Below are 20,770 nucleotides of genomic sequence, written 5' to 3' on the forward strand. Positions count from 1 at the left end.
CGAGGCGCGGGTTCTGCCCGCGCCTTTTTTTCGTTTTTGTTATCGTTTGTTTTTCGGGAAACCTGTTTCCACTTTTCCGTGACAAACTCCATCCTTACCTTGAGGACGCTCCAATGAGCCGTGACGCCGTGAAAACCCTTTTCCATCCCTTTGCCTCGGACATGCTTGCCATGCCGAAAGAAGGCGAACGCGTTCTGTTTCTGGGAGCGGAAGCCGGTCCGCGGCTGGATGGCTTCGACGCAGAGATCGTCGCGGTTCAGCATCTTCGGCCGCTCTATCGCGCTCTCGAGGCCCAGGGCACAAGGGTCGCTCCTGACATTTCCGGCGACGATTACGATGCGGCGTTGCTGCTTTGCGGCAAACACCGTGGCGAAAACGAAAACCGTGTCGCAGAAGCACTTTCGCGCGTGAAGGCCGGTGGCTTGATCGTCGCGGCCGGATCGAAGGAAGATGGCATTGTGACGCTGCGCAAGACGCTGGCGAAGCTCGGCATCGAGTCGGAATCAACACCAAAATATCACGGTGTCGCAATCTGGTTCAAACGGCCGGACGATGTTTCAGCCGTCGTCTCCAAGCTTGCCCAGAAGCCCGCGACGGTCGAGGGCCGCTTTACCGCCCTGCCCGGTATGTTCTCGCATGATCGCGTGGATGACGGTTCGGAGCTTCTCGCGTCGCGCCTGCCGACCGATTTTGACGGCAATGCCGCCGATTTTGGTGCGGGCTGGGGTTATCTCTCCGTCATGCTGGCAGAAAAATCGCCGCGCACTGCCCGTATCGATCTTTTCGAAGCGGACTGGAATGCGCTGGAATTCGCCAAGACCAATCTTCTCGAAAACAATCCGCGGCTGACGGCGCGCTTCTTCTGGCAGGATCTGGCCAATGAGCCGCCGAAGGAAAAATACGATCTCATCATAATGAACCCGCCTTTCCATGCGGGCGGACAGGCGGCGGAACCCGCGCTTGGCCAGGCCTTCATCAAGGTTGCCGCCGGCGCGTTGCGCAGCGGCGGCAAGCTGCTGATGGTGGCCAATCGTGGCCTGCCCTATGAGCCGGTTCTGGCTGCCGAATTCCGCACGACTGCCGAAGTGTGCCGCAACGCCCGCTTCAAGATTCTGAGCGCCCAGAAGTAATCAGATCAGCTCAGCAGCCAGGCCCATAGCGACACGGACAGAACGCCGGTCGCTGTGGAGATGCTGATCGTGGAGGCCGCGACACTGTGACCGATACCGAAGCGGTTGGCGATCAGCCAGGCATTGACCCCCGTCGGCACCGACGAGGTCAGCACGAGCGCCGCCGTCCACTCGTGGCTGAGGCCGAGCGCGTGGCCGGCAACCCATACGCAGGCAGGCAGAAGCAGCAGCTTGAAAACGGTCATGGTGACGGCAATACCCATATTGCCGCGAATGGTATATTTCGTCAGCGCCATGCCGAGCGAGATGAGAGCCGCCGGTCCAGCAATTGAGGCAATCTGATCGACCACGGTTTTCAAAATGGGCGTCAGGTCCACGCCGGAAACATTGGTCGAAAGCCCAATTGCAAGTCCGATCACCAGCGGATTGGTAACGAGATTGCGGCCCACCTGTTTAAAGACCGCAGCCATGCCGCGCTTTTCGCCACCGACCGCCTTATGTGTGGCATTTTCCATCAGGATGGTCCCGGCGATCATCATGACCGGCAGATGGATGGCGAGCAGGATGGAGAGAGCCACCAGCCCCTCGTCTCCCACCGACCGCCCGACCAGCGGCAGACCGATGAAGATATTATTCGCAAAGGCCGAGGAAATGCCGGCAATAACGGCGATGCGGACATCCTGCTTGAAGACATAACGGGTGACAATATGCCCGACCGTCCAGGTGACGGCCACGCCGGCGAAGTAGGTCATCCAGAGACGGAAAGGCGATGCACCGTGGAAATTCGCTTCCGCAAGCGTGCGGAAGATCAATGTCGGTACCGCGATCTTGAAGACGAAATCGCTCAGAATATCGCCGGCATCCGCCCGGAACAGGCCAGCCTTGACCGTCAGCCAGCCGATCAGGATGAGAATGAAAATCGGGGCAACATTCGCGGCAACGGCAGACATGGCGGGAAAGCTTTCACGGCTTTTTCAGGAGATACTCCGCCTTAGAGCCTTTTCCGCGGGAATGGAATCGCGAATGCGCTTTCGTTCCTTGTTTTCATCAAATGAAGCGTGCCGTAGGGGAAGGGTGATAGGCGGAAGCATCGCTCACCATCCGCGCAATGCCAGCAGGCTGGAACGTCCCCCCAAAAAGAAAAAGCGGGGTCACCCCCCGCCTTTTATGTCCGTTAAATGCCGCCAGTACATCCGTGGCGGAGATAACGGTAGAGCCAGAAAACCTCATGCCTTCAATTTCGGTACGCATTCACGCACCTTTTGCTCTGATCGGAGTAGTAGCTTAACCACATTACAGAGAAATGACGCGCTTCCGCCTGTCGTGGAGAGCCGCATATTTTCTCCTTGGGCTTTTCTTGCAGCCAGAAATGTTTAAGACCATTCGAAAAAGCACATCCCGTGCGAACCGGATAGGGCCCATGACGAAATTCGACGTACTGACTGTCGGCAATGCCATCGTCGACATTATCTCCCGCTGCGATGATCGCTTTCTCAACGATAATGCCATCACCAAAGGTGCAATGAACCTTATCGACGCGGAGCGCGCTGAACTGCTTTATTCGCTGATGGGACCGGCACTCGAAGCCTCCGGTGGCAGCGCGGGCAATACGGCGGCAGGCGTGGCCAATTTCGGCGGTAAGGCCGCCTATTTCGGCAAGGTGGCCGAAGACCAGCTCGGCGAAATTTTCCAGCACGATATTCGCGCACAGGGCGTCTATTTCGAAACCAAGCCGGAAGGCACCTTCCCGCCGACTGCGCGTTCGATGATCTTCGTGACCGAAGACGGCGAGCGTTCGATGAACACCTATCTCGGCGCTTGCGTCGATCTCGGTCCGGAAGATGTGGAAGATGATGTGGTGGCGCAAACCAAGGTCACCTATTTTGAAGGTTACCTGTGGGACCCGCCACGCGCCAAGGACGCCATTCGCGAATGCGCCCGCATTGCCCATGAAAACGGCCGCGAAGTCTCCATGACGCTCTCCGACAGCTTCTGCGTCGGCCGCTACCGCGACGAATTCCTCGACCTGATGCGGTCAGGGACGGTGGATATCGTTTTCGCCAACAAGCAGGAAGCACTCTCGCTTTACGAAACCGACGATTTCGAGCTGGCGCTGACCAAAATCGCCGCTGATTGCAAGATCGCCGCGGTGACGATGAGCGAAGAAGGCGCTGTTATCGTGCGCGGCACGGAGCGTGTGAAGGTGGAAGCCTATCCGGTGCATGACGTGGTCGACACGACGGGCGCGGGCGATCTTTTCGCCGCAGGTTTCCTGTTCGGTTACACGCAGGACCGTTCGCTTGAAGATTGCGGCAAGCTTGGCTGCCTTGCGGCAGCTGCTGTCATTCAGCAGGTCGGGCCACGCCCCATGTCATCGCTGAAGGCGCTGGGCAAAAAGCACGGCCTTATTTAAAGGCTTCGCCGGGGTAAGCGCCCCAGATTTCCCCCTGGGATACCCAGCCGGAGGCCTGACCGGCCTCGGCACGGCACCAGTCGCCATTACATTCGCCGATCCGGAAGACGACGCCCGGCTCCAGCCGGGCGATGACCGAAGCACCAGACTGCGCTTCGCGGCGCATGTTCACGTAAACTTCCTTGCCCTTGCCGCGCATCCATGGAGCGGCCACGGCCGTGCGCTCACCTGACAGCAGCGCCTGATTGACCCAACCCTCCGTACCGTCGGCATCGCGGATGCGCCGCCAATTTTCATATTCCTGGATGATTTCTACCGGCATACCCGATTTCATATACATCCATGACACGGCATAATCCGTGCTGGGGCCGATGCGCATGTTGACGCGCTTGGATTTCAGGCTGACGAAACGCGGCAGCGGCAGGCCGCTTGCGCCCTTGGCCGCACCCTGCGCCATGGCTTCGCCCGCCGCACCCAAGAGGCCGAGAGACAATGCAATGCAAACGATAGAAACCACACTGCGCATGCCCATTTCCGTTTCCCGCCTTCTGCAAACCGGATGATATTTTAAGGAGGCGCGTTTCCACATGCCTCAAGCCGCGGCGAGTTTTGTTTGTCTTCGCCGGTGGGTCTGGTAGAAACGCCCTGATTGAAAGAAATTATCGCTCTTTCTGGTTAATGACTTCTGAACAAGGCAGCGGCAAACGATGACCCACAAGAAGAGACCGACAGTCTATATCACCCGCAAATTGCCTGACGTTGTTGAGACCAGAATGCGCGAGCTCTTCGATGCGGAACTGAATATCGACGACAGCCCACGCAGCGAGGAAGAGCTTGTCGCCGCCATGCAGCGGGTGGACGTGCTGGTACCGACCGTGACCGACCGCATCACCGCCGCGATGATCGAGAAAGCCGGACCGCAGCTGAAGCTGATCGCCAGCTTCTCCAACGGCATCGACCATGTGGATGTCGATGCCGCGGCCCGGAAGAGCATCACCGTCACAAATACACCGAATGTACTGACCGAGGACAGCGCCGATATCACCATGGCGCTGGTGCTGGCCGTGCCACGCCGCATGATCGAGGGCACGCGCGTGCTCGCCAATGGCGCCGATGAGTGGCTGGGCTGGTCTCCGACCTGGATGCTTGGGCGCCGCATTTCCGGCAAGCGTATCGGCATTGTCGGCATGGGCCGCATCGGCACGGCCGTTGCGCGGCGCGCCAAGGCCTTCGGCCTTTCCATTCACTACCATAACCGCAAACGCGTCAATCCGGCGACGGAGACGGAGCTGGAGGCAACCTATTGGGACAGTCTCGACCAAATGCTGGCGCGGGTGGACATCGTATCGGTCAATTGCCCTTCGACACCAGCGACCTACCACCTGATCTCGGCACGGCGGCTGGCCCTGATGCAGCCGACCAGCTACATCGTCAATACGGCGCGCGGCGATATTATCGACGAAGCGGCGATGATCCAGTGCCTGCGCGAAGGCAAGATCGCCGGGGCCGGTCTCGATGTCTATGAGAATGAGCCGCAGGTGAAGCCCAAGCTCATCAAGCTCGCCAAGGAAGGCAAGGTCGTGCTGCTTCCGCATATGGGCTCGGCAACGATCGAAGGCCGCATCGAAATGGGCGACAAGGTCATCATCAACATCCGTACCTTGTTTGACGGGCACCGCCCACCAAACCGGGTGTTGCCGGGGCGCAGCTAAGTTCAGAAATAGAGCTGCTGTCCGGGCTGCGCTGAACGCGCTCATCGGAAAAATCGTTTAGCCCAGGACTTTCGTCATCTCAATCGAGGTCGTGCGATCATACCCGGCGTGGGCGTTTTCGGCAGTCTTGACGAAACCCCATGCTCCAAACTTGACGTGATTGGAAACAAGTTCAATCCGGGTTTCCAGCCTGAGCGCCGGCAGCGCCAGTTCCCGAGCCAGCGCTTCGGCCTGCTGCAGAAGCAGCCTGCCGATACCCTTTCCCTGCGCTTTCGGGGAAACGCATAGCTTGCCGACATAAAGCGAGACCGGCGGTTCAGGCCGGCAAAACAGACAACCCAACAACTTATCGCCATCCTGTGCCACGAAAGCGACCTCTGCGCTTGCCTTTTCGGCGAGATTTTCGAGTGTCAGACGATGTGCCGATGATGGCGGGTCGATGATACCATCCATATATGCAAAGGACGCCATGATGAGCGCCAGCAAGTCCTGCCAGCGGTCGAATTCGTCGCCTATCTTCACGATCTCGATCATGGTTTCCTGCCCGACGTCCTACGCTTGTATCGCACCGTTTCAAAACGTGCCGACAGGGCGTCATAGAGGAGCAGGCGGCCAATGAGGGGCTCACCGGCACCGGTGATCACCTTGATCGCCTCCATGGCCATCAGGGTGCCGATTACACCGGTCAGCGCGCCGACAATGCCCGTTTCCGCACAATTCGGTATCAGCCCTTGTGGTGGCGGCTCGGGGAACAGGTCACGATAGCCGGGGAAAAGATTACCGTCGGCACTGGTTTCATAGGGTTTCAGGACCGTAACCGAGCCATCGAAACGACCGACGGCGCCGGTGACCAGCGGTCTTTTTGCAGCCTCTGCGGCGTCCGCTGCGGCATAACGTGTATCAAAATTGTCCGAGCCGTCGATCAAGAGATCGAAGGATGGCAGGTGGTCATGCGCCCACACCTGCGAGAAGCGTTCCTCATACACAAGCGTGCGGACATGCGGATTGAGCCGGGCGATGGTCTTGCGAGCACTTTCCGTTTTCAACTCGCCAATGGTGCCAGTATCGTGGATCACCTGCCGCTGGAGATTGGAAAGGGAAACCACATCATCATCGATCATGCCGAGGGTGCCGACACCGGCGGCGGCAAGATAATGAAGGACGGGCGCGCCCAGCCCGCCGGCACCTATCGCCAGCACCCGCGCCGCCTTCAGCCGTTGCTGGCCAGCGCCACCGATTTCCGGCAGCAGGATATGGCGCTTGTAACGCTCGATTTCTTCCAGGCTCAGCGGGTCCATGCCGTACTCCATTTCTCTGCCGTCATGCCGTGATGCTCCCATGGGAAACATTGAAGAACTGTGCCCGCTCGCCAAGAGCGGAGAACATGGCCGCATCCGTTCCGGTCATGAAACTCTGACCGCCCAGCGCGTGGATGAGATCGAACAGGGCGGCACGCCTGCCCTCATCCAGATGGGCGGCAATTTCGTCCAGCAGCAGAACCGGCGCGTAACCGGTCATATTGGCGGTGAGCTGCGCATGCGCAAGCACCAACCCTACCAGCAGCGCCTTCTGCTCCCCGGTCGAGCAGCGTTCGGCTTCCATTTCTTTTTCCGCGTGGCGAACGAAAAGATCGACACGGTGCGGCCCATCCAGCGTGCGGCCTGCGGCTGCATCCCTATACCGGCCCTCTCGTAGCATGAGACCATATTCGTCTTCCAGATCGACGGCCGGACGGTTGAGCCTGTCATCCATAAAGCCGGCGAGCGATAGCGCTGCGGATGGGAAGGCCGTATCGCCGGCCCTGCCTGCGATCAGGGTTTTCAACAGACCGAGCATTTCATAACGGGCGACCGCCATGGAGATGCCGAGTTCGGCCATCTGTTTTTCAATGCCATCCAGCCATACGGGATCAAAGCGGCCTTCCGAAAGCAGACGGTTGCGGCCGCGCATGGCTTTCTCGAAATCGCTTGCCCGCCGGCCATGGCCCGGATCGAGCGACAGGACCAGCCGATCGAGAAAACGCCGGCGGTCCGATGACGAGCCGGTAAAGAGGCCATCCATGGCGGGCGTCAGCCACAGAACCCGCAGATGGTCCGTCAATTCGTCAACGGATTTCACCGGCGTTCCGTTCAGCCGCAGGCGGCGCGACACCACCTCGCCATCCCCCTCTATCCCAGTGCCGATGGCGACTTCACCCCCCATGCCCTCGACATCTGCAAAGATCGAAAAGCCGGTGGCCTCGGCACCCACACGCGTGACATCGGAGAGGACGGCACGTCGCAGGCCGCGTCCTGGAGAAAGAAACGAAACCGCCTCCAGAAGGTTGGTCTTGCCGGACCCGTTGTCGCCGGTCAGCACCACATGGCGCTCATCAAGGACAAGTGCGGCCGCCGCATAGTTGCGGAAGTCCGTGAGTTTAACGCGGGAAAGCGACACCTTGTTCGTCATGTTTACGGCCTAAAACGAAGCTGGCCGAATGGCAAGGTGGCGAATGCCCGCGCTCATCAGCCAGCGCCAAAACCACGCGAATTATTCAACAGTGGCAACTTTTTTAGCGGGCGGCTATTTATGGACGGTTCGTTGTCACCGGTAACCCGCCCATGCGCCTTATTCTTTCTCTCGTTCTCATGATCGGCCTTCTGTCGTCCTGCGCCGGAAGGCCGGGAGCGGACGTGCTGCAAGCAGTCGATACAAGAGCGAAGAACGCAAAAATCGTCACCGCCTATGTGGCGAGTACGCGTGAAAAAAGCGAAGAGGCAAAAAAGGGGTTCAGCGCCATTCGCGCGGCCGAACCGAATTATGCCCGCTTCGACATCTCGATACCGCCGAACCACAAGAGCGGAAAAATTGAATGGTCGACCGGCAAACCGGATGCGAAGAAGGATTTCGTTGTCACGCAGGCGCAGATGCTGAGCAAGGCGAGTTTCAACACCGATCTCGGCGATATTTCCCGCTCCGGCAAGCAGATCGCGCTTTTCGTGCATGGTTACAATTACAGCTACCAGGAAGCGCTCTTCCGCGCAGCGCAGATGGCTGCCGATGCCAATATGAATGGCGTTCCGCTGGTCTTCTCCTGGCCATCGCAGGCCAATGTCACGGGCTATGTGGCGGACAAGGAATCGGCGACCTATTCGCGCGATGCGCTTGCCAATCTGCTGACGGATCTCACTCGCCAGTCTCCGCGCAAGAACATCGTTGTCTTCGGGCACAGCATGGGTGGCTGGCTGGTCATGGAGGCGTTGCGACAGTTACGCTTCGAAGGCAGGAATGATGTCATCGCAAAGCTGCAGGTGGTGCTGGCCGCACCCGATATCGATGCCGATGTCTTCCGCAAGCAGATTGAAGTCGTCGGCCGGCTCAACCCGCCACTCACAGTCTTGGTGTCCAAGGATGACCGGGCTCTCAAAGCCTCTTCCATATTAGGCGCAGACGTGACGCGGATTGGCGCACTGGATGTCACCGATCCGAAAGTGCAGGAAGCCGCCCTGAAAGAAGGCGTTCAGTTCGTGGATATCTCCAAACTGAAAGCGTCGGACCCGCTCAATCACGACCGCTACGCGGCCCTGGCGTCATTGGTGCCGCAGCTGGAAGCAAGCCGGAACGGCAATGGACAAAACGGCATCGGTCGCGCGGGCGCCTTTGTGTTCGATGCGATCGGCGCAACCGTCTCCAGCCCCTTCCGGCTTGCAAGCCAGGTGGTGAACCCGCAATAGCGTTGCGGGCTCCTGCTGACAGTCCCGGCTTTAGAAATCCCAGTCTTCATCTTCGGTGGCGACCGCCTTGCCGATGACATAGGACGAGCCGGAACCTGAGAAGAAGTCGTGATTTTCGTCGGCGTTGGGAGAGAGCGCCGAGAGGATCGCCGGATTAACCCGGCAGGCCTCGGCCGGAAACAGCGCTTCGTAACCCAGGTTCATCAGAGCCTTGTTGGCGTTGTAATGCAGGAACTGCTTGACGTCCTCGGTCAGGCCGACCCCGTCATAAAGGTCTTCCGTATATTTTGCCTCGTTATCGTAGAGCTCGAGCAAAAGATCGAAGGCGAAATCCTTGATCTCCTGTCTTTGTGACTCACCCAGACGATCCACCGCCCGCTGAAGCTTATAGCCGATATAATAGCCATGCACGGCCTCATCGCGAATGATGAGGCGGATGAGGTCTGCCGTATTGGTGAGCTTGGCGCGGCTTGACCAGAACATCGGCAGATAGAAGCCGGAATAGAAGAGGAAGCTCTCCAGAAACACGCTGGCGATCTTCTTCTTCAGCGGATCGCCGCTGTCATATTCCCGCATAATGAGTGCGGATTTGCGCTGCAGGAACTCGTTCTCTTCCGACCAGCGGTAGGCATCATCGACGTCAGGCGTGGAGCAAAGCGTCGAAAAAATCGAGGAGTAAGAGCGGGCGTGCACGGCCTCCATGAAGGAAATGTTGGAAAGTACCGCCTCCTCATGCGGGGTGGCCGAATCCGCCATCAGGCGTACCGCGCCGACACCATTTTGGATGGTGTCGAGCAAAGTCAGGCCGGTGAAGACACGGATCGTCAGCTTCTGTTCTTCCGGCTTCAGCGTTCCCCAGGAGGGGATGTCATTGGAGAGCGGCACCTTTTCCGGCAGCCAGAAATTCGAGGTCAGGCGGTTCCAGACTTCGAGGTCCTTGTCGTCCTCGATGCGGTTCCAGTTGACCGCGCGGATGCGGGACGCGGGTTTTACGGCGATGTTCATTCTCTTGTCCCTCAATTCAGAGCGTGCAGGAAACGCAGCCCTGAACCTGCGTGCCTTCCAGCGCCATCTGGCGCAAACGGATGTAATAGATGGTCTTGATGCCCTTCTTCCAGGCATAGATCTGCGCGCGGTTGATATCGCGCGTCGTCGCCGTATCGCGGAAGAACAGCGTCAGCGACAGGCCCTGATCGACATGCTGGGTCGCGGCCGCATAGGTGTCTATGATCTTTTCCGGGCCGATTTCATAGGCGTCCTGATAATATTCGAGATTGTCGTTCGAGAGATAGGAAGCCGGGTAATAAACGCGGCCGATCTTTCCCTCTTTGCGGATTTCGATCTTCGAGACGATCGGATGAATGGAGGAAGTGGAGTGGTTGATATAGGAGATCGAACCGGTTGGCGGTACGGCCTGAAGGTTCTGGTTATAGAGACCCGATGCCATCACATCCTGTTTCAACGCCGTCCAGTCTTCCTGCGTCGGAATGGCAATGCCGGCTTTTTCGAACAGCTCACGGACCTTTTCCGTCGCGGGCACCCATTCCTGCTCGGTATATTTGTCGAAATATTCGCCAGAGGCATATTTGGAGTTTTCAAAGCCCTTGAAGCTCTGGCCCCGTTCCACGGCCAACCGGTTGCTGGCGCGGATGGCGTGATAGGTGACAGTGTAAAAATAAATATTGGTGAAATCGACGCCTTCTTCCGAACCGTAAAAGATGCGTTCGCGCGCCAGATAACCGTGCAGGTTCATCTGGCCAAGCCCGATCGCGTGGCTCGCATCATTGCCCTTTTCCACCGAAGGAACGGAGGAGATGTGGCTCATATCCGATACTGCCGTCAGCGCCCGGATGGAGGTCTCGATCGTCTTGCCGAAATCAGCGGAGTCCATGGCAGCGGCAATATTGAGCGAGCCGAGATTGCAGGAGATATCCTTACCCATATGGCTATAGGAGAGATCGGCGTTGAACTCACTCGCCTCGCTGACCTGCAGGATTTCCGAGCAGAGATTGCTCATGCTGATGCGGCCGGCGACCGGATTGGCGCGGTTCACCGTATCCTCGAACATGATGTAGGGGTAGCCGCTCTCAAACTGGATTTCGGCGATCACCTGGAAGAATTCGCGCGCCTTGATCTTCTTCTTTCGGATGCGGCTGTCGGCGACCATCTCGTGATATTTCTCGGTGACCGAGATTTCGGTGAAAGCCACGCCATAGACCCGCTCCACATCATAGGGCGAGAACAGGTACATATCCTCATTGTTGCGGGCGAGTTCGAAAGTAATATCGGGGATCACCACACCGAGCGACAGGGTCTTGATGCGGATTTTTTCGTCGGCGTTTTCGCGCTTGGTGTCGAGGAAACGCATGATGTCAGGATGGTGGGCATGCAGGTAGACTGCGCCCGCGCCCTGACGCGCACCGAGCTGGTTGGCGTAGGAAAAGCTGTCTTCCAGCAGCTTCATGACAGGAATGACGCCGGAAGACTGGTTTTCGATCTGTTTGATCGGTGCCCCGAATTCGCGGATATTAGTGAGCGACAGCGCCACACCGCCGCCGCGCTTTGAGAGCTGCAAGGCGGAATTGATGGAGCGGCCAATGCTTTCCATATTGTCTTCCACACGCAGCAGAAAACACGAGACCAGTTCACCGCGGCTCTTCTTGCCAGCATTCAGAAATGTCGGCGTTGCCGGCTGGAAGCGACCGGAAATGATCTCGTCCATCAGGTCGCGAGCGAGTTGTTCGTCGCCACGCGCAAGGGCCAGCGCCACCATGCAGACGCGGTCCTCATAACGCTCCAGATAGCGTTTTCCGTCGAAGGTCTTCAGCGTGTAGGAGGTGTAATATTTGAAGGCGCCAAGGAAGGTCGGAAAGCGGAATTTCCGGGCATAGGCTTCGTCATAGAGGTCGCGAACGAAATTGAAGGAGTACTGATCCAGCACCTCCTGCTCGTAATATCCCTCTGTTACCAGATAATCGAGCTTTTCCCGGAGATTATGAAAAAAGACCGTGTTCTGGTTGACGTGCTGGAGGAAATATTGCCGGGCGGCAAGGCGATCCTTGTCGAGCTGGATCCTCCCATTCTCGTCATAGAGGTTCAGCATCGCGTTCAGCGCGTGATAATCCAGAGCGGCATCCGCTAATTTCTGGTTTGCGGCGGCTGGCTGTTTGGCGTCCTTGCGCAGCGCGCTTGAGGTCAGCGTGTCCAAAATCGTTCCAATCCATGTTTGACGTTGGCGACATCTTCCTCCGTGCCGAGAAGCTCGAAGCGATAGAGAAACGGCACGGCGCATTTGCGCGAAACGATATCTCCAGCGGATGCGAAAGCTGCGCCAAAATTCGTGTTGCCCGCCGCGATGACGCCGCGAATGAGATTTCGGTTAGAGGGCTCGTTCAAAAACCGGATGACAGGCTTCGGCACGGCACCTTTGGTGCCGCCGCCCCCATAGGTGGGGGTAACCAGCACATAGGGCTCCGACACCTGAGGGACGTCGTCATCAGCGCTGAGCGGCAGGCGAAACAATCGCCGTCCCAGTTTCAGAAGGAAACGATGGGTGTTTTCCGAACGGCTGGAATAATAGACGATCAGGCCCATCGCTCTGCCGCCTCAGCTGATCGCGCCGATCATATCAGGCCGGAAACCCGCCCAATGGCGTTCGCCGGCGACGACCACTGGAACCTGCATGTAACCGAGACCACGGACATGATCGAGAGCGTCAGCATCTTCGGAAATATCGACGATTTCATAGGGTACGCCGATGCGGTCGAGCGCGCGATAGGTGGCGGTGCACTGGACGCAGGCGGGCTTGCTGTAAACGGTGACGGTCATAATTTCCCTTTCGAAGCTATTTTGGACGCGGCAAAGCGTTGCCGATTGCAATCGCAATCGGGCGGCGGTGGTTTTGTCATTCAGGTGGGGCGTGCTCTCTGGGAGTTTCTCGGGAAATCCGACTGGTTCTCTTGGAACTACTGAAAGCCGCAGAAAATCACTCCCTACGCAGACGAGCGTAGCAACTCAAAAATATGCACTGGCATGACTTCACCCCGAAGCTTGTTCTGGAGGGGGCAGAAAAGGGCGCACGCAAATCATCTGCGTCTACACCTTCCTCCGGACACCCCGCCCGTGGACGTTTGCGCTCAAGGCAGGTCTCCTGACTTGCGGGTCACAGCATCTATTCCGGCCTTCCCGGAGCCCTTAGCTCCAGTGACTCAAATCGGAACGATGCTCGCCGCTTACAGTTGCGGGGGCAGTTTCGGCCTTGCTTCACCACGACGGCGTTACGCACCGAATTCCCGTCTTAGCTCCCAACCCTTGCGAATCGGAAGAACCTCGAACACCACATATAGTATATGAGGAAATTTTCTCGTCAATAAATAGACACACAAAAGCCCCACCCTGTGGATCAAAAAGATTCAGCACATGGTTAACAGGGGCTTAGCGGCAGGTTGGGATTACTGCTCGGGCAGGTAAAAACGCTAATCTATTCCCAGATATCGATGCGGATATCGGCGGGACGAGCGTTTTCGATCACCCTTTTTCCGTTGGGGAGATCGTTTTCAAACAGTTTGGCGTGGATTTGAGCAGCGTCCAGCCCATAACCCTGCCATCTGTTGCGCAGCCTCTCTTCAAGCACTTCGACGGATGGCCCGACGAAAATGGTGAGATCGAAACTCTCGGAAAGCATCGTCCACGGCGCCTCGTTGAGCAACAGATAATTGCCTTCGGCAAGAATCAGTCGGGTGTCAGGCGCAATCGCTCGCGCCGAGGCGATAGCGATTTCGCGGGTGCGGTCGAAAACCGGGACAAGAACTTCCTGCCCGCCCTTGCGGACGGCGCAGACGATATCAAGAAAACCACGCACGTCGAATGTTTCGGGCGCGCCCTTGCGCGGCAGCAGCCCGCGCTCTTCAAGGATGCCATTGTCCATATGGAAGCCATCCATGGGCAGGACGGCGGCCGTTTCGCCCCGCGCGAGCAAAGCATCACAAAGCGCATCCGCCAACGTGGATTTGCCGGCCCCAGGGGGACCGGCAATGGCGATGATGAAACGGGATCGACCCTCTGCCCGTCGAAGCACGTCTTCGACGATCGTCTCAAGCTTCAACGTCATGCGGCGAGCGTTTCCTGCGGCGCTTCCTTGGCGCCGGTCATGAAGGCGACGGCATCCGACATGGAATAGTCCTTCGGATTGATGACGCAGAGGCGCTTGCCCAACCGGTGAATATGGATGCGATCCGCAACCTCGAACACATGTGGCATGTTGTGCGAGATCAGAACGATCGGCAGACCGCGTGAGCGCACATCCAGAATAAGCTCCAGCACGCGGCGGCTTTCCTTGACACCAAGTGCCGCCGTCGGCTCATCGAGGATAACAACCTTGGAGCCGAAGGCTGCCGCACGCGCCACGGCGACGCCCTGACGCTGGCCACCAGACAGTGTTTCCACTGCCTGATTGATGTTCTGTATCGTCATCAGTCCAAGTTCGGAGAGTTTCTCGCGGGCAAATTTTTCCATGGCCGGGCGATCAAGCGCCCGGAACAGGCTGCCCTGAATGCCGGGTTTACGGATTTCCCGGCCGAGGAACATATTGTCGGCTATGGAAAGTGCCGGCGAGAGTGCGAGGTTCTGATAGACGGTTTCGATGCCCGCCTTGCGCGCCTCGATCGGCGAGCGGAACTGCACCGGCTGGCCTTCCAGCCTGATCTCCCCTTCGTCAGGTGTTACAGCACCGGAGATCGCCTTGATGAGCGAGGATTTTCCGGCGCCGTTATCACCGATTACGGCCAGGATTTCACCTGGATAAAGATCGAAATCAGCGTGGTCGAGGGCGGTCACCCGACCATAGCGCTTGACGAGATTGCGTGCTGTGAGAATGGGTTCTTTTGCCATCAGCCTGCTACCTTTCTGATCCACTGGTCGATTGCGACAGCCATGATGATGAGGACGCCGATCAACAGATAGGTCCATTGCGGGTCGGTTCCGATCAGCCTCAGGCCGAGCGAGAACACGCCGACAATCAGGGCCCCGAAGATCATTCCCATGATGGAGCCGCGTCCGCCGAAGAGTGACAGGCCGCCGATAACGACTGCGGTAATGGATTCGATATTGGCGAATTGTCCGGCAGTCGGCGAAACCGAGCCGATGCGGCCGATGAGGGCCCAGCCAGCGAAGGCGCAGATGAGGCCGGACAGCGTGTAGACAGTGGTCAGCATGCGCTTGACGTTGACGCCGGCAAGTTCGGCAGCGTCCGGATCATCACCCACCGCATAAAGATGACGGCCCCAGGCCGTACGGTTCAGCACATACCAGAGCAGGGCAACAAGCAGAACCATGGCGATGACGCCATAGGTGAAGACCGCGTTGCCGATGCGAAGATTCGCGCCGAAGAACTGCAGGATCGGCGCCTGCTGGGCGATATCCTGGGCGCGGATCGTCTCATTGGCGGAATAGAGGAAATTGGTCGCCAGTACGATCTGCCACATGCCGAGTGTAACAATGAAGGGGGGCAGGCGCATACGCGACACCAGGACGCCGTTTATGAAGCCACAGAACGCGCCGACCGCGAGGCCACAGAGAATGGAGAGCTCCGCCGGCAGGCCGTAGCGGAAGGTGAACTGCCCCATGATGACGGATGACAGAACCATGATCGCACCAACCGACAGATCGATGCCGGCCGTCAGGATGACCAGCGACTGCGCCGCACCGACGATGCCAACGATCGCGACCTGCTGCAGGATAAGGGTCAGCGAGAAGGCAGAGAAAAACTTGCCGCCAAGGAGCAGGCCGAAAATAATCAGCGACAGCACCAGAACGATAAGCGGCACGGCCGCCGGGCTGGAATGGAGAAAGTGCTGGAATTTTTCCAGCGCGCTCTTGTCGTGCGTATCGAAAGCGGCGACTTGCGTCGAGCTCCCCGAAAGCACTTTTTCAAATTCATTATGCGGCTGAGCCCGCACCGGCTGATCGCTCATGGATTTTCCTCCCGATCGCTCTATCGCACCGCCCTGAAACAAGGGGCCGCCTCCAAAGAGTAGGATGCGTAGATTTCAAAGTGTTGTGAAGCGGCCTCGTCATCCCCGCAGGGTGCGCAACGCGCTCGTTTGTTCCTTTGTCCGATCCCCCGGATCGTGCCTGAAATCATTCTGGTCCAAGGGCGGGGGCACGAATGCCCCCGCGGGTTTCAACGGTGAAGCATCAGCCCCAGCACTTGTTGAGACCTTCCTTCGTATCGATCGAGTCAAGACCCTTAACCGGCTTGTCGGTCACCAGCGTCACGCCGGTATCGACGAAGCTCTTGCCTGCCGTTGGCTTCGGCTTTTCGCCTGTATCGGCAAACTTCTTGACGGCTTCCACGCCGAGCGCCGCCATCAGCAGCGGATATTGCTGCGACGTCGCGCCGATCACGCCTTCCGCCACGTTCTTGACGCCTGGGCAACCACCATCGACGGAAACGATCAGAACATCCTTTTCACGGCCGACCGCTTTCAGCGCCTCATAAGCGCCGGCAGCCGCAGGTTCGTTGATGGTATGGACGACGTTGATGGTCGGGTCCTTCTGCAGCAGATTTTCCATCGCCGCGCGGCCGCCTTCTTCGTTGCCGTTGGTAACGTCGTTACCGACGATACGCGGATCTGTCTCGTCGCCGATCTTGTTAATGTCCTTCACGTCGATGCCAAAGCCCTTCATGAAGCCCTGGTTGCGCAGCACATCAACCGTCGGCTGGGAGGGGGTGAGGTTGAGGAAGGCGATCTTTGCGTCCTTGGCTTTGTCGCCGAGGGTGCCGGCGGCCCATTTGCCGATCAGCTCGCCGGCCAGAAGGTTGTCCGTGGCGAAGGTGGAATCGGCAGCATCGACGGGCTCCAGAGGCGTATCGAGAGCGATCACCAGAAGGCCGGCGTCACGCGCCTTCTGTACGGCCGGAACGATGCCCTTGGTGTCCGATGCGGTGATCAGGATACCCTTGGCACCATCGGCAATGCAGGTCTCGATCGCGGCGACCTGGCTTTCGGAATCGCCGTCGATCTTGCCGGCATAGGACTTCAGCGTCACGCCAAGTTCTTTCGCCTTGGCGGTCGCGCCTTCTTTCATCTTAACGAAGAAGGGATTGGTATCGGTCTTGGTAATCAGGCAAACAGACGTATCAGCGGCAGATGCAGCAGAAGCGAAAGACACGCCAAGCGCAAGCGCGCCCAGAAGAGCGGAAACTGTGGTCTTCATGAGATCCTCCCAATGGATATTTGAGTACCGTGACGGTTACCCGACGATCCCGTCTCCTCCGAGATCGACGACCGTTGATGCAGATGGAACCACCAAAGGAAACGGCTGTCAATAAATAAATCCGATTGAATTATTAATTCCGTATGGCATTCTAACGGGCGGCAAGGAGGAATATTGCCGCGTCGTTTAACGTTGCGATAGCGAGATTGCCATAAAGCCCCCTATATCGGCCCCGGCGGATATGGCGGGCGGGAGGATGACATTATGAGACAATCTGTCGAGACGGCGCCGCAAGCGCCGCCTACTACCATGGATATAAGCGGCGGCGCCAACCAGATCGGCGTGCGCGCCTATAACGAGCGGCTCGTGCTGTCCCTCGTTCGCCGTCATGGCGGCCTGTCAAAAGCCGAAATATCAAGACTTTGCGGCCTTTCGGCACAGACCGTTTCCGTCATCATGCGTTCGCTTGAGAAGGACGGGCTTCTTATTCGTGGCGAAAGACTGCGCGGCAAGGTGGGGCAGCCATCAACGCCAATGCGCCTCAACCCTGATGCCGTATTTTCTTTTGGCGTCAAGATCGGTCGGCGAAGCGTCGATCTTGTGCTGATGGACTTCGTCGGACGCATCAGGCTCAAGCTCCGCAAGACCTATCCCTATCCCATGCCGGAATGGATATTGCCCTTTGTCATCGAGGGCATATCCGAACTCGAATCAAAACTCTCTGCGTCCGAGCGGCAAAAAATTGCCGGTGTCGGCATCGCCGCTCCGTTTGAATTGTGGAACTGGGCCCAGGAAGTGGGCGCGCCGCAAATCGAGATGGAGCGGTGGCGGGACGTCGATATCCGCTCGGAAATTGCCGAAAGCGTCAGCTATCCGGTTTTTCTGCAGAACGATGCCACAAGCGCCTGTGGCGCAGAATTGGTTTTCGGTGCGGGTCAGAACTATGCGGATTTCCTTTACGTCTTCATTGGCTCGTTTATCGGCGGTGGTGTGGTTTTGAATTCGGCGCTGTTTTCCGGAAAGACGGGCACCGCTGGCGCCATCGGCCCGCTGCCGGTACAGGGTCAGGACGGCAATACGGTTCAGCTTCTGAAAATCGCTTCGATCTTCGTCCTGGAAAACATGCTGCGCGAAAGGGGCATTGATCCCCGCCCCCTGTGGTTCTCTCCAGACGAGTGGATCGATTTCGGCGAACCGCTGGAAAACTGGATCCGAAAAACCGCCGCCGCCCTAGCGCAGGCCGTTATCGCCGCCGCCTCCATCATCGATTTTTCCAGCGTCATTATCGATGGCGGTTTTCCTGACTGGGTCAGAACGAGAATCGTTTCCGCGACCCGGCTCGCCCTTAAGCATCACGATCTTCAAGGTGTTACACTGCCGGAGATCGTCGAAGGTGCGGTCGGCAGCCAGGCTCGCGCAATCGGGGGAGCAAGCCTTCCGTTGTTTTCGCGTTATCTCATTGATCAGAACGTTCTGTTCAAGGACACGACGGGCTGAACCTCCGCCGCTTTCCTTATCCGGCTCTTGATTCGCTCTCCTGACGATCATTCACCCGCAGCGTGCTGCATTATCGTGTCGAGAAAGGCCGAACCATATCGCTCCAGCTTGGTTTCACCAACGCCGGCGATCTTCGCCATCTCTTTTACGGAGGCCGGTCTTGCCGCAGCGAGTTCGATGAGGGTCTTGTCGTGAAAGATCACATAGGGCGGAACGTTCTGCGCGCGGGCAATTTCCATGCGCTTGGCCCGCAGCGCCTCAAAGAGGCCACGGTCCGTCTCCGGCAGAGCCGTTGATGTCGGGTTGCGCGATGCCTCCCGTCGTGCCGCACGCGGCGCTGAGGGTATCCTCAGCATCAGGGAAGGCTTTTCGCGCAGGAACCGTCTCCCGTCTTCTGAAATGGACAATCCACCATGTCCGGACAGGTCAACCTCGATCAGACGTAAGGCTACCAGCTGGCGCAGAATGGCGCGCCAGGTGCGATTATCGTGTTCCTTGCCGATACCGTAAGTGGTGATGCGATCGTGCCCGAACCGCGAAATCCGCTCATCCTCCATGCCCAGCAACACGCGGATAACATAGGCCTGCCCGAAGCGTTCTCCGGTGCGGTAAATGCAGGAGAGCAGCTTCTGCGCGGCAATGGCGCCATCAAACAGATCCGGCGGCGTCGCACACGTATCGCAATTGCCGCAGGGCTCGCACCGATCCCCGAAATAGGAGAGCAGGACCTGCCTCCGGCAGCTCGCGGTTTCCGCAAGGCCAAGCAGTGCATCGAGTTTCTGGCGTTCCATATATTTGCGCTGGTCCCCAGCTTCCGATTCCTTGATGAAGCGGTTGCGCAGGGCAATATCCTCGTAACCATAGAGCATCAGCACGTCGGACGGCAGGCCATCGCGTCCAGCCCGACCGGTTTCCTGATAATAGGCCTCGATGCTTCCCGGCAGATCGATATGCACCACAAAACGCACATCCGGCTTGTCGATGCCCATGCCAAAGGCAACTGTTGCGACAATGATGACTGCCTCACCATGTTGAAAGCGGGTCTGGTTCTCCTCGCGGGCTGCCTTGTCCATGCCGGCGTGATAGGGGAGCGCGTCGCGCCCTTCCTCCCGCAGCCATGCTGCCGTCTCATCCACCTTGCGTTTCGACAGGCAATAAACGATGCCGCTGTCATTCTCCCGACCGATCAGAAAGCGTTTCAGCTGGGTGCGGGGATTGTCCTTCTCCATGATCGCATAACGGATGTTGGGACGGTCGAAGCCTGCGATGAAGGCATCAGCTTCATCGATCGCCAGATGACCGAGTATCTCGTTACGGGTGGGCTCGTCAGCCGTCGCCGTCAGCGCCATCCTCGGTGTATTTGGAAAACGCTCGATCAACATGTCGAGCTGGCGATAAGGCGGCCGAAAGTCATGCCCCCATTGTGACAGGCAATGGGCCTCATCGACCGCGATCAGCGACAGATCGATGGATTGAAGCGCATCAAGGACATCAGGCTTAAGAAGTGTTTCCGGCGCGGCGTAGAGAATATCGATATTGCCGGCCCGCATATCGCGCCAGAGGGCGCCGCGCTCCTCCGGAGAAAGGTCGGAATTCAGAGCTTCGGCTCTGACGCCGGCCTGACGCAGGGCGGCAACCTGATCAACCATCAGCGCGATCAGCGGCGAGACAACGAGTCCCATGCCATCTCTGACAAGCGCAGGTATCTGGTAACACAGCGACTTCCCGCCGCCCGTCGGCATCAGAACGAAGGCATTGTTGCCTGCCACCACATGCTTGATGATTTCGCCCTGCCGTCCGCGGAAGGCGTCATAGCCATAGACGGTCTTGAGGATATTTAAGGGATCGGCTTTCACGTCATTTTTCCGCGCTTGAATGATAGCGCATCATGTCGGTTTTGGCGTTTATGGCAATGCGGCGGCTTGTATTTAAGCGTTGTGTTTCGTTGCGTATTTCAGAACGCAAAAACCCCGCTGTTTTACGAGCGGGGTTTTTTGACTTGGTTGCGGGGGCAGGATTTGAACCTGCGGCCTTCAGGTTATGAGCCTGACGAGCTACCGGGCTGCTCCACCCCGCGTTACCAGCGCA

At 58.1% G+C, this 20,770-nt stretch carries 19 protein-coding genes, 1 tRNA gene and 1 riboswitch; of the genes, 5 read left to right on the forward strand and 15 right to left on the reverse strand.

What is annotated here, in order from left to right:
• Positions 1–113: 113 nt before the first annotated feature.
• Positions 114–1,130: a class I SAM-dependent methyltransferase gene (locus tag ACFVTJ_RS16690; RefSeq protein ID WP_386909188.1), complete on the forward strand. Its 1,017-nt coding sequence runs from the start codon at positions 114–116 to the stop codon at positions 1,128–1,130.
• A gap of 5 nt (positions 1,131–1,135) precedes the next feature.
• On the opposite strand, the gene ACFVTJ_RS16695 is transcribed toward ACFVTJ_RS16690, so the two are convergent.
• Positions 1,136–2,080 carry an AEC family transporter gene (locus tag ACFVTJ_RS16695; RefSeq protein WP_386909190.1) on the reverse strand — a complete coding sequence of 315 codons (945 nt, stop codon included), beginning with the start codon at positions 2,078–2,080 and terminating at the stop codon, positions 1,136–1,138.
• A gap of 470 nt (positions 2,081–2,550) precedes the next feature.
• Between ACFVTJ_RS16695 and ACFVTJ_RS16700 the strand changes: the two genes are divergently transcribed.
• Positions 2,551–3,543 (forward strand): adenosine kinase, encoded by a 993-nt coding sequence (locus tag ACFVTJ_RS16700; RefSeq protein WP_386909192.1) that lies wholly within the window; start codon positions 2,551–2,553, stop codon positions 3,541–3,543.
• Here the strand turns inward: ACFVTJ_RS16700 and ACFVTJ_RS16705 are convergent.
• Complete coding sequence (locus ACFVTJ_RS16705; protein WP_386909249.1) at positions 3,536–4,069, reverse strand: SH3 domain-containing protein; 534 nt, start codon at positions 4,067–4,069, stop codon at positions 3,536–3,538. The two genes, ACFVTJ_RS16700 and ACFVTJ_RS16705, sit on opposite strands and share 8 nt — an antisense overlap.
• Positions 4,070–4,250: 181 nt before the next feature.
• Here ACFVTJ_RS16705 and ACFVTJ_RS16710 point away from each other — a divergent pair, with 181 nt between their 5' ends.
• Complete coding sequence (locus ACFVTJ_RS16710) at positions 4,251–5,255, forward strand: 2-hydroxyacid dehydrogenase (RefSeq protein WP_386909194.1); 1,005 nt, start codon at positions 4,251–4,253, stop codon at positions 5,253–5,255.
• A 57-nt stretch (positions 5,256–5,312) separates the two neighbouring features.
• On the opposite strand, the gene ACFVTJ_RS16715 is transcribed toward ACFVTJ_RS16710, so the two are convergent.
• Genes ACFVTJ_RS16715 through recF form a run of 3 tightly spaced genes read right to left on the reverse strand, consistent with a single transcriptional unit; the run spans position 5,313 to position 7,703 of the window.
• The gene (locus tag ACFVTJ_RS16715) at positions 5,313–5,789 is read right to left on the reverse strand and encodes a GNAT family N-acetyltransferase (protein ID WP_386909196.1); all 477 of its coding nucleotides are present in this window, start codon (positions 5,787–5,789) and stop codon (positions 5,313–5,315) included.
• Positions 5,786–6,553 (reverse strand): molybdopterin-synthase adenylyltransferase MoeB, encoded by a 768-nt coding sequence (locus tag ACFVTJ_RS16720; protein ID WP_386909197.1) that lies wholly within the window; start codon positions 6,551–6,553, stop codon positions 5,786–5,788. Before ACFVTJ_RS16720 ends, ACFVTJ_RS16715 begins: the two co-directional genes overlap by 4 nt.
• Positions 6,554–6,575: 22 nt before the next feature.
• Positions 6,576–7,703 carry a DNA replication/repair protein RecF gene (gene recF, locus ACFVTJ_RS16725; RefSeq protein ID WP_386909199.1) on the reverse strand — a complete coding sequence of 376 codons (1,128 nt, stop codon included), beginning with the start codon at positions 7,701–7,703 and terminating at the stop codon, positions 6,576–6,578.
• Between the two features lie 152 nt (positions 7,704–7,855).
• On the opposite strand from recF, the gene ACFVTJ_RS16730 reads away from it, so the two are divergent.
• On the forward strand, positions 7,856–8,968 hold the full coding sequence (locus ACFVTJ_RS16730; protein WP_386909201.1) for an alpha/beta hydrolase: 1,113 nt from the start codon (positions 7,856–7,858) through the stop codon (positions 8,966–8,968).
• A 30-nt stretch (positions 8,969–8,998) separates the two neighbouring features.
• Here the strand turns inward: ACFVTJ_RS16730 and nrdF are convergent, their stop codons facing one another.
• From nrdF to ACFVTJ_RS16770, 8 genes are all read right to left on the reverse strand, one after another.
• On the reverse strand, positions 8,999–9,973 hold the full coding sequence (nrdF, locus tag ACFVTJ_RS16735; protein WP_386909203.1) for a class 1b ribonucleoside-diphosphate reductase subunit beta: 975 nt from the start codon (positions 9,971–9,973) through the stop codon (positions 8,999–9,001).
• 16 nt (positions 9,974–9,989) lie between these two features.
• Complete coding sequence (nrdE, locus tag ACFVTJ_RS16740; RefSeq protein ID WP_386909205.1) at positions 9,990–12,176, reverse strand: class 1b ribonucleoside-diphosphate reductase subunit alpha; 2,187 nt, start codon at positions 12,174–12,176, stop codon at positions 9,990–9,992.
• On the reverse strand, positions 12,164–12,562 hold the full coding sequence (gene nrdI, locus ACFVTJ_RS16745; RefSeq protein ID WP_386909207.1) for a class Ib ribonucleoside-diphosphate reductase assembly flavoprotein NrdI: 399 nt from the start codon (positions 12,560–12,562) through the stop codon (positions 12,164–12,166). The genes nrdE and nrdI overlap by 13 nt, the downstream gene beginning before the upstream one ends.
• A gap of 12 nt (positions 12,563–12,574) precedes the next feature.
• Complete coding sequence (gene nrdH, locus ACFVTJ_RS16750; RefSeq protein ID WP_046799096.1) at positions 12,575–12,796, reverse strand: glutaredoxin-like protein NrdH; 222 nt, start codon at positions 12,794–12,796, stop codon at positions 12,575–12,577.
• Positions 12,797–13,090: 294 nt separating this feature from the next.
• Positions 13,091–13,315, reverse strand: a riboswitch (cobalamin riboswitch).
• A 133-nt stretch (positions 13,316–13,448) separates the two neighbouring features.
• Positions 13,449–14,078 carry a nucleoside triphosphate hydrolase gene (locus tag ACFVTJ_RS16755; RefSeq protein ID WP_386909209.1) on the reverse strand — a complete coding sequence of 210 codons (630 nt, stop codon included), beginning with the start codon at positions 14,076–14,078 and terminating at the stop codon, positions 13,449–13,451.
• Positions 14,075–14,857 (reverse strand): ATP-binding cassette domain-containing protein, encoded by a 783-nt coding sequence (locus tag ACFVTJ_RS16760; RefSeq protein WP_080826947.1) that lies wholly within the window; start codon positions 14,855–14,857, stop codon positions 14,075–14,077. Before ACFVTJ_RS16760 ends, ACFVTJ_RS16755 begins: the two co-directional genes overlap by 4 nt.
• Positions 14,857–15,939, reverse strand: coding sequence for an ABC transporter permease (locus tag ACFVTJ_RS16765; protein ID WP_386909211.1), 1,083 nt, complete (start codon positions 15,937–15,939; stop codon positions 14,857–14,859). Before ACFVTJ_RS16765 ends, ACFVTJ_RS16760 begins: the two co-directional genes overlap by 1 nt.
• 223 nt (positions 15,940–16,162) lie before the next feature.
• Complete coding sequence (locus ACFVTJ_RS16770; protein WP_386909213.1) at positions 16,163–17,185, reverse strand: sugar ABC transporter substrate-binding protein; 1,023 nt, start codon at positions 17,183–17,185, stop codon at positions 16,163–16,165.
• 264 nt (positions 17,186–17,449) lie between these two features.
• Here ACFVTJ_RS16770 and ACFVTJ_RS16775 point away from each other — a divergent pair, with 264 nt between their 5' ends.
• A complete protein-coding gene (locus tag ACFVTJ_RS16775; protein ID WP_386909214.1) occupies positions 17,450–18,682 on the forward strand; it encodes an ROK family transcriptional regulator in 1,233 nt (410 codons plus the stop codon).
• 47 nt (positions 18,683–18,729) lie between these two features.
• Here the strand turns inward: ACFVTJ_RS16775 and recQ are convergent, their stop codons facing one another.
• Both recQ and ACFVTJ_RS16785 read right to left on the reverse strand, forming a co-directional pair.
• Positions 18,730–20,538 (reverse strand): DNA helicase RecQ, encoded by a 1,809-nt coding sequence (gene recQ, locus ACFVTJ_RS16780; protein ID WP_386909216.1) that lies wholly within the window; start codon positions 20,536–20,538, stop codon positions 18,730–18,732.
• 144 nt (positions 20,539–20,682) lie between these two features.
• Positions 20,683–20,759: transfer RNA gene (locus ACFVTJ_RS16785), tRNA-Met, on the reverse strand.
• Positions 20,760–20,770 lie beyond the last annotated feature (11 nt).

Origin of the sequence: Agrobacterium sp. NPDC058088, from assembly GCF_042885035.1 — a bacterium.
Classification (GTDB): Bacteria; Pseudomonadota; Alphaproteobacteria; order Rhizobiales; family Rhizobiaceae; genus Agrobacterium.

Excerpts from the sequence above, each read along its gene's own strand:
- ACFVTJ_RS16690 (WP_386909188.1), top strand. The coding sequence starts at position 114 with ATGAGCCGTGACGCCGTGAAAACCCTTTTCCATCCCTTTGCCTCGGAC.
- ACFVTJ_RS16695 (WP_386909190.1), bottom strand. The coding sequence starts at position 2,080 with ATGTCTGCCGTTGCCGCGAATGTTGCCCCGATTTTCATTCTCATCCTG.
- ACFVTJ_RS16700 (WP_386909192.1), top strand. The coding sequence starts at position 2,551 with ATGACGAAATTCGACGTACTGACTGTCGGCAATGCCATCGTCGACATT.
- ACFVTJ_RS16705 (WP_386909249.1), bottom strand. The coding sequence starts at position 4,069 with ATGCGCAGTGTGGTTTCTATCGTTTGCATTGCATTGTCTCTCGGCCTC.
- ACFVTJ_RS16710 (WP_386909194.1), top strand. The coding sequence starts at position 4,251 with ATGACCCACAAGAAGAGACCGACAGTCTATATCACCCGCAAATTGCCT.
- ACFVTJ_RS16715 (WP_386909196.1), bottom strand. The coding sequence starts at position 5,789 with ATGATCGAGATCGTGAAGATAGGCGACGAATTCGACCGCTGGCAGGAC.
- ACFVTJ_RS16720 (WP_386909197.1), bottom strand. The coding sequence starts at position 6,553 with ATGGACCCGCTGAGCCTGGAAGAAATCGAGCGTTACAAGCGCCATATC.
- recF (WP_386909199.1), bottom strand. The coding sequence starts at position 7,703 with ATGACGAACAAGGTGTCGCTTTCCCGCGTTAAACTCACGGACTTCCGC.
- ACFVTJ_RS16730 (WP_386909201.1), top strand. The coding sequence starts at position 7,856 with ATGCGCCTTATTCTTTCTCTCGTTCTCATGATCGGCCTTCTGTCGTCC.
- nrdF (WP_386909203.1), bottom strand. The coding sequence starts at position 9,973 with ATGAACATCGCCGTAAAACCCGCGTCCCGCATCCGCGCGGTCAACTGG.
- nrdI (WP_386909207.1), bottom strand. The coding sequence starts at position 12,562 with ATGGGCCTGATCGTCTATTATTCCAGCCGTTCGGAAAACACCCATCGT.
- nrdH (WP_046799096.1), bottom strand. The coding sequence starts at position 12,796 with ATGACCGTCACCGTTTACAGCAAGCCCGCCTGCGTCCAGTGCACCGCC.
- ACFVTJ_RS16755 (WP_386909209.1), bottom strand. The coding sequence starts at position 14,078 with ATGACGTTGAAGCTTGAGACGATCGTCGAAGACGTGCTTCGACGGGCA.
- ACFVTJ_RS16760 (WP_080826947.1), bottom strand. The coding sequence starts at position 14,857 with ATGGCAAAAGAACCCATTCTCACAGCACGCAATCTCGTCAAGCGCTAT.
- ACFVTJ_RS16765 (WP_386909211.1), bottom strand. The coding sequence starts at position 15,939 with ATGAGCGATCAGCCGGTGCGGGCTCAGCCGCATAATGAATTTGAAAAA.
- ACFVTJ_RS16770 (WP_386909213.1), bottom strand. The coding sequence starts at position 17,185 with ATGAAGACCACAGTTTCCGCTCTTCTGGGCGCGCTTGCGCTTGGCGTG.
- ACFVTJ_RS16775 (WP_386909214.1), top strand. The coding sequence starts at position 17,450 with ATGAGACAATCTGTCGAGACGGCGCCGCAAGCGCCGCCTACTACCATG.